This is a genomic window from Pseudoalteromonas sp. S2893 (assembly GCF_005887105.1).
GTDB classification, from domain to species: Bacteria; Pseudomonadota; Gammaproteobacteria; order Enterobacterales; family Alteromonadaceae; genus Pseudoalteromonas; species Pseudoalteromonas atlantica.
Genome location: NZ_PNCY01000008.1, coordinates 50,907 through 65,209, shown reverse-complemented (window position 1 = coordinate 65,209; position 14,303 = coordinate 50,907). Strand labels below are relative to the sequence as shown.

The 14,303-nt window shown below is 41.0% G+C and carries 14 protein-coding genes; 13 read left to right on the top strand and 1 reads right to left on the bottom strand.

All coding sequences use genetic code 11. The annotated features are described in order from the left end of the window. Positions 1-15: 15 nt before the first annotated feature. The 9 genes from dnaK (at position 16) to CWC04_RS03850 (ending at position 9,319) form a co-directional block, all read left to right on the top strand. Entirely contained in the window at positions 16-1,935 is a 1,920-nt protein-coding gene (gene dnaK / locus CWC04_RS03890) for a molecular chaperone DnaK (RefSeq protein ID WP_126009018.1), read from the top strand. A 201-nt stretch (positions 1,936-2,136) separates the two neighbouring features. Next, positions 2,137-3,279 (top strand): molecular chaperone DnaJ, encoded by a 1,143-nt coding sequence (gene dnaJ / locus CWC04_RS03885; protein WP_024031901.1) that lies wholly within the window; start codon positions 2,137-2,139, stop codon positions 3,277-3,279. Positions 3,280-3,582: 303 nt separating this feature from the next. Further along, complete coding sequence (ybaK, locus tag CWC04_RS03880; RefSeq protein ID WP_138684656.1) at positions 3,583-4,044, top strand: Cys-tRNA(Pro) deacylase; 462 nt, start codon at positions 3,583-3,585, stop codon at positions 4,042-4,044. Between the two features lie 120 nt (positions 4,045-4,164). Then, the gene (locus CWC04_RS03875; protein WP_004588719.1) at positions 4,165-4,569 is read left to right on the top strand and encodes a DUF1761 domain-containing protein; all 405 of its coding nucleotides are present in this window, start codon (positions 4,165-4,167) and stop codon (positions 4,567-4,569) included. A 52-nt stretch (positions 4,570-4,621) separates the two neighbouring features. After that, positions 4,622-4,990 carry a response regulator gene (locus CWC04_RS03870; protein ID WP_024031358.1) on the top strand — a complete coding sequence of 123 codons (369 nt, stop codon included), beginning with the start codon at positions 4,622-4,624 and terminating at the stop codon, positions 4,988-4,990. A gap of 156 nt (positions 4,991-5,146) precedes the next feature. Continuing rightward, on the top strand, positions 5,147-5,398 hold the full coding sequence (locus tag CWC04_RS03865) for a hypothetical protein (protein ID WP_004588717.1): 252 nt from the start codon (positions 5,147-5,149) through the stop codon (positions 5,396-5,398). 186 nt (positions 5,399-5,584) lie between these two features. Beyond that, positions 5,585-5,851, top strand: a complete 267-nt coding sequence (locus CWC04_RS03860; protein ID WP_004588716.1) for a CBU_0592 family membrane protein — start codon at positions 5,585-5,587, stop codon at positions 5,849-5,851. A gap of 171 nt (positions 5,852-6,022) precedes the next feature. Continuing rightward, positions 6,023-7,747 (top strand): sensor histidine kinase, encoded by a 1,725-nt coding sequence (locus tag CWC04_RS03855; RefSeq protein ID WP_138684655.1) that lies wholly within the window; start codon positions 6,023-6,025, stop codon positions 7,745-7,747. 153 nt (positions 7,748-7,900) lie between these two features. Further along, positions 7,901-9,319, top strand: coding sequence for a coniferyl aldehyde dehydrogenase (locus CWC04_RS03850; protein ID WP_138684654.1), 1,419 nt, complete (start codon positions 7,901-7,903; stop codon positions 9,317-9,319). A gap of 70 nt (positions 9,320-9,389) precedes the next feature. Here the strand turns inward: CWC04_RS03850 and CWC04_RS03845 are convergent, their stop codons facing one another. Continuing rightward, entirely contained in the window at positions 9,390-10,115 is a 726-nt protein-coding gene (locus CWC04_RS03845) for a tetratricopeptide repeat protein (protein WP_138684653.1), read from the bottom strand. Between the two features lie 596 nt (positions 10,116-10,711). Between CWC04_RS03845 and CWC04_RS03840 the strand changes: the two genes are divergently transcribed. The 4 genes from CWC04_RS03840 to CWC04_RS03825 all read left to right on the top strand — a co-directional run bounded on the left by CWC04_RS03840 (position 10,712) and on the right by CWC04_RS03825 (position 14,302). Continuing rightward, complete coding sequence (locus CWC04_RS03840) at positions 10,712-11,572, top strand: DUF6279 family lipoprotein (RefSeq protein WP_138684652.1); 861 nt, start codon at positions 10,712-10,714, stop codon at positions 11,570-11,572. A gap of 417 nt (positions 11,573-11,989) precedes the next feature. Beyond that, on the top strand, positions 11,990-13,009 hold the full coding sequence (locus CWC04_RS03835; protein WP_138684651.1) for an XdhC family protein: 1,020 nt from the start codon (positions 11,990-11,992) through the stop codon (positions 13,007-13,009). Position 13,010: 1 nt separating this feature from the next. Then, a complete protein-coding gene (locus tag CWC04_RS03830; RefSeq protein ID WP_138684650.1) occupies positions 13,011-13,619 on the top strand; it encodes a nucleotidyltransferase family protein in 609 nt (202 codons plus the stop codon). Positions 13,620-13,813: 194 nt separating this feature from the next. Then, positions 13,814-14,302, top strand: coding sequence for a (2Fe-2S)-binding protein (locus CWC04_RS03825; protein WP_029771953.1), 489 nt, complete (start codon positions 13,814-13,816; stop codon positions 14,300-14,302). Position 14,303: the final 1 nt, after the last annotated feature.

Here is a 14,303-nt window from a genome sequence, read left to right as displayed (position 1 = left end):
AGTTGGAGAAGATTCATGGGTAAAATTATTGGAATCGATTTAGGTACTACAAACTCTTGTGTTGCAGTACTTGATGGTGATAAAGCACGTGTTATTGAAAATGCGGAAGGCGATCGCACAACCCCGTCTATTATTGCTTACACGCAAGACGGCGAGACGCTAGTAGGTCAACCTGCTAAGCGTCAAGCGGTTACTAACCCAACTAACACGTTATTTGCAATTAAGCGTTTAATTGGTCGTCGTTTTGAAGACGAAGAAGTACAACGCGATATCGGTATTATGCCGTTCAAAATCATCAAAGCTGATAACGGCGATGCATGGGTTGAAGCGGGCGGTGAAAAACGCGCTGCACCACAAATTTCTGCAGAAGTACTTAAAAAAATGAAGAAAACAGCAGAAGACTTCTTAGGTGAAAAAGTAACTGAAGCTGTAATCACAGTACCTGCATACTTTAACGATTCACAACGCCAAGCAACAAAAGATGCTGGTCGTATTGCGGGTCTTGAAGTTAAACGTATTATCAATGAGCCAACAGCTGCTGCCCTTGCTTACGGCATGGACAAAAACAAAGGTGAAAACGTTGTTGCAGTATACGACTTAGGTGGTGGTACTTTCGATTTATCAATCATTGAAATTGATGAAGTTGAAGGCGAGCACACATTTGAAGTACTTGCTACAAACGGTGACACTCACTTAGGTGGTGAAGATTTCGATAACCGCGTAATCAACTACTTAGTAGCTGAATTCAAGAAAGACCAAGGCATCGATTTACAAAACGATCCGCTTGCTATGCAACGTGTTAAAGAAGCGGCTGAAAAAGCGAAAATCGAACTATCATCTGCACAATCTACAGAAGTTAACCTTCCGTACGTAACTGCCGATGCATCAGGTCCTAAGCACATGAACGTTAAACTAACGCGTGCTAAACTTGAATCATTAGTTGAAGACTTAGTAACTAAGTCAATTGAGCCACTTAAACGTGCACTAGCGGATGCTGATTTATCTGTAAATGATATTAACGATATCATTTTAGTAGGTGGTCAAACACGTATGCCACTAGTACAAAAAACAGTTGCTGAGTTCTTTGGTAAAGAGCCACGTAAAGATGTTAACCCTGATGAAGCTGTAGCAGTAGGCGCGGCAATTCAAGGTGGTGTATTAGCAGGTGACGTTAAAGACGTACTATTACTAGACGTGTCTCCATTATCGCTAGGTATTGAGACAATGGGCTCAGTAATGACCGCGCTAATTGAGAAAAATACAACGATTCCTACTAAGAAATCGCAAACGTTCTCTACAGCAGAAGATAACCAATCTGCCGTTACGATTCACGTACTACAAGGTGAGCGTAAGCGTGCTAGCGACAACAAATCTCTAGGTCAATTTAACCTAGAAGGTATTCGTCCAGCACAACGTGGTACTCCACAAATCGAAGTAACTTTCGATGTAGATGCGGATGGTATCTTACATGTATCAGCGAAAGATAAAGATACAGGTAAAGAGCAAAAAATCACGATTCAAGCGTCTTCAGGCTTAAGCGATGAAGAAGTAGAAAAAATGGTTCGTGATGCAGAAGCTAACGCGGAAGAAGATAAAAAGTTTGAAGAGCTAGTAGCAACTCGTAACCAAGCTGATGCAATGGTACACGGTACTCGCAAGCAAATTGAAGAAGCTGGCGATGCACTACCAAGCGAAGACAAAGATGCAATTGAAGCAGCTGTTGTTGACCTTGAAGCAGCTATTAAGAGCGACGACAAAGCAGAAATTGAAGCTAAAACGCAAGCACTTGCTGAAAAGTCTCAAAAGCTAATGGAAATCGCTCAAGCTAAAGCGCAACAAGGTGGCGCAGATGCAGGCGAGCAACCACAACAGTCTGCTAAGCAAGACGACGATGTAGTTGATGCTGAGTTTGAAGAAGTAAAAGACGACAAGTAATTGTCAGCTAAGCTTCTAACTAGCCTAAACAACATGATTTGCTCAAGTTTTTAGGGTAGGATGAACTTTTGAGGCGCGCAGGCTACAGCTTGTCGCGCCTTTTGTATGTATTTAAGGTTTAAAATTTTCATGATAAATCGATGTGATTTATCGGTTTATCCCGCAGCCTAGCTGCAAATAGAAAAGAGTAGTGTGATAGATATGTCAAAACGCGATTATTACGAAGTTCTCGGCGTAAGCAAAGATGCAAGCGAGAGAGACATAAAAAAAGCGTATAAACGCTTAGCGATGAAATATCACCCAGATCGTACCGCCGGTGATAAAGATCTCGAAACTAAATTTAAAGAAGTAAAAGAAGCTTACGAGATTTTAACCGACGATCAAAAACGTCAAATGTATGACCAATACGGCCATGCTGCCTTTGAACAAGGCGGTGGCGGCGGTCACGGTGGCTTTGGCGGTGGTGGTCAAGGCGATTTTGGTGATATTTTTGGTGATGTGTTCGGTGACATTTTTGGTGGCGGTGGTGGCCGTCGTCAATCGCGTCAACAACGTGGATCAGATTTACGTTACAACATGGACCTAAGCTTAGAAGAAGCGGTCCGTGGTAAAGAAGTAGAAATAAAAGTACCTACATGGGTTAGCTGTAAACCATGTGATGGCAGTGGTGCAAAAGCGGGCTCTAAGCCTAAAACATGTACTACGTGTCATGGTGCTGGCCAAGTACAAATGCGCCAAGGTTTCTTTGCTGTTCAACAAACGTGTCCAACGTGTCAGGGGCAAGGTCAGATTATTTCAGACCCATGTGATAAGTGTCACGGACAAGGGCGTGTTGAGAAAACAAAAACGTTGTCAGTTAAAATTCCAGCAGGCGTAGACACAGGCGATCGTATTCGTTTAACCGGTGAAGGCGAAGCGGGTATGCACGGAGCGCCAGCTGGCGACTTATACGTGCAAGTATCTGTACGCGAACACCCAATTTTTGTACGCGATGCGAATAACTTGTACTGCGAAGTGCCAATTAGCTTTACTACCGCAGGTTTAGGTGGCGAAATTGAAGTGCCTACGCTTGATGGCCGTGCAAAACTTAAAATACCGTCTGAAACACAAACGGGCAAAATGTTCCGTATGCGTGGCAAAGGTGTTAAATCGGTTCGTAGTGGTGCTCAAGGTGACTTAATTTGTAAAGTAGTGATTGAAACGCCAGTTAACTTAAACGAGCGTCAACGCGAGTTACTTAAAGAGTTAGACGAGAGCATGGGTAAAGATAGCTCAAAAAACCGTCCTAAAGAGCAAGGCTTTTTTGACGGCGTTAAAAAGTTTTTTGACGATTTAACTAAGTAATTAGTTATCGTAAAAACTAAAAAAAAACGGTGCTTGATGCACCGTTTTTTTTGGCTCAAATTCCTGTGGTTTAACAATATTACTGGGCAGCTACGAGCAATATTATAAAGTGCGTATACTCAATCGATTAATTCACTGAGCAATTTTGTTCCCGTGTGCAATTGACTCCACACTGCTTTACCCTTTGTACCTATACCCTCGTCAATAAAAGGCTTTTTACGTCTCTGCTATTAAGTTACTCTTCAAAATGATTAACCCTTATTGTAGATTAATAATGCGCTTAAAATAATGTGGCTAAATTGTATGACCCCGGCAATAGAATTACTGAAAAAACAAAATGTGCCTCACGATGTACTTAGTTATCAACACGATGCTAATACAACGCGTTATGGCCAAGAAGCCGTTGAAAAGTTAAACCTTAACAGTGAGCAGGTATTCAAAACCCTCGTGCTTGAAACCAATGAAGGGCAGTTAATTGTTGCCGTTACACCGGTATCCCAGCAAGTAAATTTAAAGCAATTAGCCAAACTGAGTCACGCTAAAAAGGTCGCAATGGCAAGCGCGCCAAAGGTACAAGCCGCCACAGGGTATATTTTGGGAGGGGTTAGCCCACTTGGGCAAAAAAAGCTCCTAACCACTTATATTCATTCAAGCGCTATGGCCTTTAAAACAGTGTATGTAAGTGCAGGTAAGCGAGGGCTTGAGGTAGCGCTATCGCCAACCGATTTAAAGGCACAAACATGTGCCACCTATGACGATTTTTAAAAATCTCCACAAAAACCAACGCGCCCTATACCATATATTTTAAAGGCGATAATTTGCTGCTTAGGGTATTTTTAACTACAGTCAAAATACCCTTGTACACTATGCATTATGGCAGTATGTATGAATTTTACTGATGTTAATTTTTTTGCCGTGCTTGTGGCGGCGCTTTCCTCTTTTATGCTTGGCGGTATTTGGTATTCAAACGCTTTTTTTAAAAATGCCTGGTTAGAGTGTACAGGCCTTACGGAGCTTGATTTACAAACAGCAAAACCGGCGTTAATTTTTGGCGGCAGTATGGTACTTGCACTTTTGTCGGCGGTGGTGCTTTCATTATTTTTAGGTAAAGAGGCAGGAATGGGAGAGGGCGCCTTTACAGGTTTTGCCATCGGTTTGTTTTGGGTAGGTAGCTCGCTGGGGCTCAGTTACATTTATGAGCAGCGGCCAATCAAGTTATTTATAATTAATGCTGGGTATTACACATTACAATTTACATTAATGGGTTTTATTATAGGTGTATGGCCCTAAGCACGCTAAATAAGGCGCCACCTTTAAGCGCTAAAATACAATAAAGATAAATATGAAAATATTAGTCGTTGATGATATGCCACTTATGCGCCACGTATTAATTAACATGCTAAGGCAGCTTGATTACAAAAATGTTGTAGAGGCGACTGACGGCCAACAGGCGTTAAAAATACTGCGTCAGCAAAAATTTGATTTAGTAATAACCGACCTACATATGCCTAAAGTAGACGGTGTAAACTTGCTCGATAACATACGCCACGACCAAGCCTTAGTCGATTTACCTGTTATTATGGTCACGTGCGAAGATAACGCTGATACAGTAAAACAAGTTATTAAAGCAAAAGTGTCGGGGTTTATTATTAAACCATTTAATATGAATGTGTTATCAGCGCAATTAAACCGTTTGTTTTTTAGAGATTAGCGAAACGCTTTTATGGCGTTTTATATCGTACCTATTATTTAATCCCCTGTGTTTTCTCCACCGCTTATTAGGCAGTTTACCTAGCTTCTGTAACGTTTTTATTTATTAACTGCTAAAATGCCTGCTTTGTATCAATGTAGGTATGTTAAGGAGTGTATGGCTAAGCCAAATAAAAAAGGGCCGACTAAAACAGTCGATATTTTTTGCTCTGCTTGCAAAGCGGCGCTGTTTAAATATAGAAAAGGTGGCAAAGGCGCTTTAGTAAAGTGTTTTATAGAGCGAATAACCCAAGATTACACAACTACACCGTGTATTTGCCCCCAATGCGAGCGCCCATTTGCGCGCCCAGCAATCATTCGCGGTACGCCAGCTTATAAAATAATTGGCGGTAAGGTTACCTTTAAATAACCCAATACGTTTAAAAATGTAATAACTACAAAAGCTTAGATTGGCTGATTAGTAAGGCGGACAATTGACCTTGTACCAATAAACAAGCCTGATATACTCGCCCGGTTTTGCTGTTTCAATGATTGAAAAACACCCTCCCCAAGGATAGGGCCAGTTAGTTGGGTTTTTTAAGCAAAGGATAAACGTGTGATAGCACTGTTATTTGATATTGTAGGTATGGCGGGTACTTTCTTAGTTGTTGGTGCATTCTTTTTATTACAACTTAATAAAGCATCCCCAACGGGGTTATTGTACAACATAATGAATTTAACAGGGGCAATTTTGCTGTTAATCAGTTTGTGTTACAACTTTAACCTTGCAAGCTTTGTAATTGAGATTTTCTGGATTGCAGCTTCACTGATCGGCTTATACAAGTACGCTAAAAATAAGCCTCAATTAGCCACTAACTCGTAATTTTAGTACCGCTAATGATGTTTACTGTTGCGAGTCAGTACAGACTTGCAGCAGTTTATAAATAAATTAAGATTTATTGTATTTGTTAACACAAAGTTTCTGTTGTTAGCGCCCATAACCCGTTAAACTAGCGCCCTTAAATTTTATAGCTATTTTGTTGTGAGCTAGGGCATGTTCTCCTTTTCTAAAAAACTTCTTTTATCTTTTGTTGTACTGATAGTGCTATTGTCGGTCGTGTTTTGCTATGGCCGAACTCATTATTATAATCAGGCCGAGCAAAAAGCAGCCCAGCAAGCAACTCAGTTAAAGCATTATATTGATGCTGAGCTTGCGCGTTTTTCAAAAATTCCTCAGCTTCTTACCTATAACAATGAGGTTATTGATTTTTTAGGTGCGGGGCAAAATAACGAAAAAAAGATTAATAACTACTTAGCTGATATACAACAAGCCAGTGGTGCCTCAGATATTTATATTCTTGATGAGCAAGGCGCTGTGATTGCAAGCAGTAACTGGCAGGCCGATCATAACTTTTTAGGCAGCGATCTGTCGTTTAGACCGTATTTTAAGCGCGCATTTGCAGGTGAAAAAGTAGCGTATTTTGCCCTAGGCATGCGTACAAAAGAGCGAGGCATCTATTTTTCACAAGCCATTTATAACAATAATCAAGCGGTAGGGGTCGTTGTTTTAAAAGTCAATGTGAACAAATTTGAAAGTGACCGTGAGCTTTTAAATACCGCCAAAGGCAGCCACTTTTATGTGCAGCTAGAAGATAGCGTGATTGCTATTTCAGATATGGAAAATTGGCGCCTGAATACGTTTTCTACACTCGATATTACTCATCGTCGAGACATCGCTCAGCGTCGAGCGTATTTAGATTATCAACCTAAGCTGATTCCCCATTCAAATTACACATCACAAAGGTTACTGTTTAGCACAATTGATGAGCATAATTATTTATCGGTAGAGCAAAAATTACGCTTTTTGAACGCATCGGTTACCGTATTAGTAAATGTATCTAATGCTAATATTGCCCAATTACCGGCGTTATTTGGCTTTGTGGTAATTTATGCGCTTATTATTGCCCTAGGGTATGTTGTCTTAAGGCGCTTTGTTGGCGTTAAAAAGCTGGTTTATTCCCATCACAGTGTCAGTCAGGAAATTAGTGCACGTACTAATGCTTTTAAAGCACAGCAAGATGCGCTTGTACAATCAACTAAGCTTGCAACAATTGGCCAGCTTAGCATGGGCTTTAACCACGAAATTAACCACCCGCTTAATACCATTAATACTTACTTAGCCAGTGCTAAACGCTTGCTAGCTAAAGGAAAGTTTGAAGCCCTAAACGAAAATTTACAGTTTGTTGAAGCCTTAGTAGCAAGAGTGCATAAGATAGTTGCACAGCTAAATTATTTTTCTGATTCTGCAAAAACGATTATTAGCGAAGTGCCATTAAGTGAATCAGTAGCCAAGGCACTTGAGATTAATAAAAACCAGCTAAAGCAGGACAATATAAGTGTTTTACCGCCTAAAATTGACAGCCAATTAAACGTGTTAGCAGATAAAGCGGCCCTTGAAGAAGTGTTAGTTAACTTAATATCGAATGCCAGCCAAGCAATGCAGGGGTGTATTACTCGCGAGTTGAGTATCAGTGCCAATTATCTACATAATAGTGTGCAACTGTGTATTGAAGATACCGGTCCAGGCATAGAAGTGCACGATATAGAGACTATTTTTGAGCCTTTTTACAGTACTAAATCGGTTGATGGACTAGGGCTTGGGTTGTGTATTTCTAAGCAAATTATTAGCGCGCTTAATGGCACGCTAAGCGCACAGAACCGCGAGCAAGGCGGCGCTAAATTTATTATTACGCTGCCTTGTGAGCCGCTAACGAGCTAAATAAAAGTAATTTAGGGCTAAATTATTGAGCGAATAGTAATTAATTGTGGCTATTTGTTCCTACAAAAACGGTAATTTTTAGATAGTTAGTGTTATTGCTCGAAAATCAGAACGGCGTTATAGTCGTAGCAAAATGATACACGAGTAGCACCTTTGGATACTGATAGCACACACACACCGTCACTCAGCGATACGTTTAATGAGCTGCAAAATAGCTTTTTAGCCCAGACGTACCTCCCGATAGATAAGCGTATCGTATTATTAAAAACGCTGCACAAACGCATTGTTAGCAATGAACAAGCGCTTATCGATGCAGCATCAAAAGACTTTGGCTACAGAACCGCGTTCGATACGTTACTTGGCGATATTCTGCCAACGGTTCAGGGCTTAGCGCACATTATTAAAAAATTGCCAAAATGGGCAAAACCCAGTAAGCGCTCAACTAGCTTAAGTTTGTGGCCATCAAAAGTGAGTGTGACTTACCAGCCACTTGGTATAGTCGGCGTGATTGCACCATGGAATTACCCCATACAATTGGCATTAGTGCCTGTTATTACCGCCATTGCTGCGGGTAATAGAGTTATGCTTAAGCTCAGCGAGTTTACCCCGCATACTAATGCAGTCATCGAAAAAATATTTGCAGGCGAGCTACAAGCGCATTGTAAAGTGGTGTTAGGGGCAAGCGATGTAGCGAGTGAGTTTTCTGCACTGCCATTTGCACATCTGCTGTTTACTGGCTCAACGTCAGTGGGCAAGCTGGTTATGAAAGCAGCCAGCGAAAATTTAACTCCTGTTACCTTAGAGCTTGGTGGTAAGTCGCCGGTGATCATTACTGAACAAGCTAATATTAAAAAAGCAGCGCAAACATTATTGTTTGGTAAAATGGCTAATGCGGGGCAAATTTGTGTAGCCCCAGATTATGTATTTGTGCCTAAGGCCCTTGAGCATCAGCTGGTGCAGCAATTGTGCGAGCTTTATAAAAAGCACTTTAAAGACGGGGTTGAAGGCAAAAACTTAACGTCAATTATTAGCGATGCGCATTACACTCGCTTAGAAGGGTATTTAACACAAGCACAGCAGTTAGGTGCGCAAGTTATTAAGCCGCTAGATCAAAACCAGCAAGACAAACAAAAGCATAGAATGGGTTTGCATATTGTTACCGCACCTAGCGATGATATGACGCTAATGCAAGATGAGTTATTTGGCCCCATTTTGCCTATTAAAACCTACGAAAAGCTCGATGAGGCAATTAGCTACATAAAAGCGCATAATCACCCTTTAGCGCTATATATTTTAGGCCAAGATAAGCACGCTCAAGATTACATAATGGAGCAAACATTAAGCGGCACAGTTGCTGTAAACGATGCCTTAGTGCAGGTGACAGCAGACGATGTGCCATTTGGTGGCGTTGGGCATTCAGGAATGGGGCATTATCATGGTAAAGAAGGGTTTTTAACCTTTAGTCATGCAAAAAACACCTTGGTGTCTAGCACGTTTAACCCGCGTACCGCGCTTTTACTCAAACAGAGCAACCTTATTATTAAGTTGCTTAAATTTTTATATATTAAGTAAATTGGTATAAAAAGGGCTAATGCGAGGTGCATTTGCCCTTGTTAAACACTTAGTTTTAGCTAGGCGCAAATTAAAATAAGCGACCTTCACCGGCGTACGTGCCTGCGAGTATTTTTTCGTAGATTTTGTCGGCTTTTTCTTTTGCTTCTTCTATTTCTTTGGGTAGCATTTTACGCTCATCTAGCTTACGGCTATGGCTTGCTTGCATGTTGCCGTTGTATTCTGCAATGGTATTCCACACATACGACTTCTCTAAATCTTTTGGCATGCCTAGGCCTTCAAAATACATGAGCGCCAGATTAAATTGCGCTAGTGAGTAGTTATTAGCAGCGGCTTTTTCGTACCACGTTCTGGCTTGTTTATAATCGCGCGTTACGCCCTCGCCATTTGCATACATAACACCTAAATTAAATTGTGCGGCGGGGAGGTTTTTTTTCGCTGCTTTTTCAAATAACGTAACCGCCATTTGCTTATCAAGCTTTACGCCTTTGCCTTCATCGTATAAAACCGCTAGCGCAAACATTGAGTTAGCGTGATTTTTTTTAACGCCTTCTTTATAAAGCTCTGCCGCTTTAAAGTAGTCGCGTGTAACACCATAGCCGCCCTCGTAAAGTTTACCTAGTTCGTAAATGCCAGGGGCAAAGCCTTTATCAGCTAAATATTCAAATTCTTTTAGTGCCGTCGCAAACTCGCCTTCGTTGGCAGCTCTTATACCGTCTTCAAGAGTTGCATGTGCAAATGGGCTTGAAAGCAAAACGCCAGTGAGTATTAATGCTTTTAAATTAAACTGTGACATAGCCATGTCTCCAATAGGTAATAGTTGCAATGTGTAAGTATAAAAACCTGTTTTATTGCAACACTTTGTACTTACTATTTAATAGCCACGTATAAAATGGTGCAAGTGCTTGGGGTTAAGTGAAATACTAACGCTTTGGTGATTATATGCTCGTTTAACACTTAGCCAAGCTGTTGTGGTAATTATAGCTTAAATAAGCAATTATATTGCTAATAATGCGCTGTTTATAAGCGTAAGATACAGATATTACAGAAAATTTAAAGCAGTAAAAAAGCGCAAGCCAAGGCCTGCGCTTTTAATGTCATATTAACCGTCACTAATATGAGCAATGTAGCAAGTAGAGATGAACTTTTATGCTATTACTTGGGTCGAGTAAATAATAGCCATTAAGCAGTCACGTGTTTAAAACAAAATGTCAGCATCCATGCTGTATTTCTTCCTTGGGCACTGAGGTCGTTACACTTTGTTTATGCGATTAATTATTATTTAGATTTGACAGTGTGTCAACAGTAAATAATAATTATTATCAATTAAAATAAATTAACATCTTTGCGTATTATGTGAGAGTTTGAGAGAAAGCGTTAGTTGAGGATTTCATGTTTAAAATAAAAAATATAAAAGTTTCGCGCGTAGCCATTGCGCTCAGTCTGCTATTTTTGTGTAGTTGTTCGGCTTCGTTTACTTATAATAACTTAACGTGGCTTTCATCGTTTTGGGTAGATGACTACATTGACCTAAATAAGCAGCAAAACAAGCAACTCAAAAGTATTATTAACACAACCCAGCAGTGGCATCGCACCACGCAATTACCCGCCTACAAGCAAGATATCCTAAATTTAAAAGGGTTATTTAATCAGCAGTTAGACTATCAGCAACTAAAGTCGCAAGTGGTATTGGCCAGAGCTCATTTTCAAAACATTCTTGAACACGCGCATATACCGCTCGCGCAGTTAGGGCTTACGCTTTCTTGTGCGCAGCGCGAAGAGCTTATTGCTAATATCCAAACGCAAATTAACGAAGAATACGAAGAGTTTACTGAATTAACAGCGCAGGAGCGCAAAAGCGAGCGCCTAGAAAGACAGCTTGATTACTACAAACAATGGCTAGGAAAGTTAACCCCTGTGCAAACGCAGCTTATTACCCAAGCTAACAATGCTCATTATGACTCTTCATTGCTTTGGCATCAGTACAAGCAAACGCGTTTAAATGCAGCGCAGCAAGTGCTTTTAAATAAAGCGCTCAGTGAGGCTGAATTTGTAAAACAATTAAGCTATGTAATTACACAGCGAGAAGCGTATATGAGCGAAGAGCTATTAGCCAGTAATGATGCAAACTTAGCGCTCTATGTAAACCTACTTATTGAGCTAAATACCACCTTGAGTGAGCAGCAACGCGAGAGTGTAAATGATGAGTTTGATGAGCTAATTAATACGCTCACCGATTTAATTGAAGATTAATGCTTATTTAAGCCAAGGCTCACATTAGCTAAAAAGCTAACGTATTGTTTGCTAATTAAGCATGTGCGCCTTTTTATAAATTATACGCTTATTAAGGAAGTTAGGGCGTGGCGTACTGCGGTGGATGAATTTACAGCAGGGCGTTTGGTTTTTAGTCAGGGCAAAGCCTTTGAAGGCGATTTAATTGCACCTAGAGTGAAAAATTTCAATCCACACAGGTCACCTCGCCCTCGATAAATGCTAAGATAATATTTCATATTTAATAACGTCCTATCTGATCGATTTTAAAATATATCACGTACGCTTCTCACTTATTTGTTGCTTGATTATCCTCGTTATATCTAACAAATGAAGTAAAGCGACACAATGGTGATAATTAAAACGCGCGCATATTAAGGTTTGTAATGGCTGCAGCTAATGGTTACTGATTTAAAAGGAATGCTCAATACGTGGTATCCGCTTCGTGATGAACAACAATGGGTGCTCGCAACCTTGTACCAAATTGAAGGGTCTAGCTATCGAAAATTGGGCGCGATGATGCTTATTTCGAGCCTTGGCCAGCGCTTAGGCATGCTTTCGGGTGGCTGTTTAGAGGCTGACATTCAGCGCCACGCCAAACAGGTTATGACCTCATTACATTCTAAAACTATTACCTACGATGCAACCGATGAAGACGACTTAACATTTCAGCTAGGAATTGGCTGTGGTGGTGTGGTGCATATTATTTTGCAAAGCGTTAATAGTGAAAACGAATACTTACAATTAGATAGCATGTTTAATGCGCTTAAAAATAAGCAATCGGGGCACTACACACAGCAAATTAAACCTTTGGTGGCAAAGGGGTCTGGCGTTTTTAAAACTGTGGCGCAGCAGCACAACTTATCTTTAAACCGCAAAGCAGCGCTTTTAGAGCAAGATAAAGTCCAACGTTTAGAAGTGGCTATTTACCCCAGCGCACATTTATTAATTGTTGGCGGTGGCGCTGATGCGATACCGGTATACGCGTTTGCTAAACAACTCGGGTGGACGGTAAGTGTATGGGATAGCCGAGCTGCAAATGCTAAAAGAGACTACTTTAAGCAGGCCGATAATATTTTGCGTTGCCCAGCTGCGCAGCTTAAACAATTTTGCGAACAGCAAAAAGTGGATGCCGCTGTTTTAATGGCCCACAGTGTAGACCTTGACTCACAGGCGTTAGCCGCACTTGAGCAAAGCCAACTAAAGTACATGGGGTTACTGGGGCCAGCACATCGCCGAGCGCAAGTGTTTGAACATGCAAATACAACGGTAAATAAGGTAGTAGCGCCTGTATTTGGTCCTGTTGGGCTTAATTTGGGAGGCGACTCGCCAGAGAGCATAGCTTTGTCGCTCATTAGCGAAATTCATGCGGTATTTGCTAATAAAGATGCTACATCGTTAAGTAATTGGGGCAACTAAGGTGCGCGTAGCAAAGGTTATTTTGGCCGCTGGGCAATCGTCGCGCTTTAACGGCTGTAAGCTTATAGCCGATGTAGGTAATAAACCAATGATTTGCCGCGCCGTAGATACCTTACAAGGTGATGACACATTACCTATATACGTTATTAGCGGTGCTTGGCATGCGCAAATTGAACACGCGTTACGTGGCTATAAAAATGTTGAAATACTGCATAACCCACACTGGCAAATAGGCTTAGGAAAATCCATTGCGCTGGCAACACACACTATAAGTAAGGCGCACTCATTAGAGGGGATTTTATTTATGCTGGCGGATCAGGTTGAGCTTAGTGCGGCACACATAAATACTTTAATTACTCATTTTAACAGCAACCCCTCGCGCTGGTGCGCTGATTATGGCGAACGCATTGGCGTACCTGCTGTATTTCCTGCCTGTGATTTTAAAACTCTAGCAGCGCTAAATTGCGATAAAGGCGCTCAACATTTACTGCGCGATACACAGGTTGACGTTAATACCATTTTACTTAAGCAGGCAAGCACAGATATCGACACTCAACAGCAATTAAAGCAGTTTATTAATAATAACAACAACCTAATTGTAAGCGAATAAACTAAAAAATATAGCCTAAACTTTAGGTTAAACGTTCAAAACGAGATTAAATTTTTAACAGTTATGCCAGCGCGCATTTTAAATGTGCGCTGCAATGTAAAGCGTAATAGTTTCAACGTACGGTGGTATAAAAAGTAACGTGTATGGGTCATGCGTTACTTTAATTTTATTTAGGCTTAATCAAGGGGCAAGCTATGGTGACGTTTACAGTTAATGGCAAAGAGGTTAAATCGCAAGCAAGTGCAGATACACCTTTGCTGTGGGTTATTCGCGATGAAATAGGGTTAAAAGGAACTAAGTTTGGTTGTGGTATTGCTATGTGCGGTGCATGTACGGTGCACCTAGACGGACAAGCAACGCGCTCGTGTGTATTACCCGTGGGCGCAGTGGCAGGAAAAAACATTACGACCATTGAAGGACTTAACAACGCGCATCCGCTGCAAAAAGCGTGGGTCGATGAGCAAGTGCCTCAGTGCGGTTACTGTCAATCTGGGCAAATTATGCAAGCAGCTACGTTATTAGCAGACAATCCAAATCCAACAGATCAAGAAATAGTAAATCATATGAATGGCAACTACTGCCGCTGTATGGCGTACAAGCGTATTAAATCGGCTATACAACGTGCAGCTGATGAATCGCAAAGTGCAGTACAAATGTTTAACCCCAAAGAGCTAGACGTGTAAC

What these genes read in the sequence shown, in the direction of transcription:
- dnaK (WP_126009018.1), top strand. Translation starts at nt 16, where the DNA reads ATGGGTAAAATTATTGGAATCGATTTAGGTACTACAAACTCTTGTGTT.
- dnaJ (WP_024031901.1), top strand. Translation starts at nt 2,137, where the DNA reads ATGTCAAAACGCGATTATTACGAAGTTCTCGGCGTAAGCAAAGATGCA.
- ybaK (WP_138684656.1), top strand. Translation starts at nt 3,583, where the DNA reads ATGACCCCGGCAATAGAATTACTGAAAAAACAAAATGTGCCTCACGAT.
- CWC04_RS03875 (WP_004588719.1), top strand. Translation starts at nt 4,165, where the DNA reads ATGAATTTTACTGATGTTAATTTTTTTGCCGTGCTTGTGGCGGCGCTT.
- CWC04_RS03870 (WP_024031358.1), top strand. Translation starts at nt 4,622, where the DNA reads ATGAAAATATTAGTCGTTGATGATATGCCACTTATGCGCCACGTATTA.
- CWC04_RS03865 (WP_004588717.1), top strand. Translation starts at nt 5,147, where the DNA reads ATGGCTAAGCCAAATAAAAAAGGGCCGACTAAAACAGTCGATATTTTT.
- CWC04_RS03855 (WP_138684655.1), top strand. Translation starts at nt 6,023, where the DNA reads ATGTTCTCCTTTTCTAAAAAACTTCTTTTATCTTTTGTTGTACTGATA.
- CWC04_RS03845 (WP_138684653.1), bottom strand. Translation starts at nt 10,115, where the DNA reads ATGTCACAGTTTAATTTAAAAGCATTAATACTCACTGGCGTTTTGCTT.
- CWC04_RS03840 (WP_138684652.1), top strand. Translation starts at nt 10,712, where the DNA reads ATGTTTAAAATAAAAAATATAAAAGTTTCGCGCGTAGCCATTGCGCTC.
- CWC04_RS03835 (WP_138684651.1), top strand. Translation starts at nt 11,990, where the DNA reads ATGGTTACTGATTTAAAAGGAATGCTCAATACGTGGTATCCGCTTCGT.
- CWC04_RS03825 (WP_029771953.1), top strand. Translation starts at nt 13,814, where the DNA reads ATGGTGACGTTTACAGTTAATGGCAAAGAGGTTAAATCGCAAGCAAGT.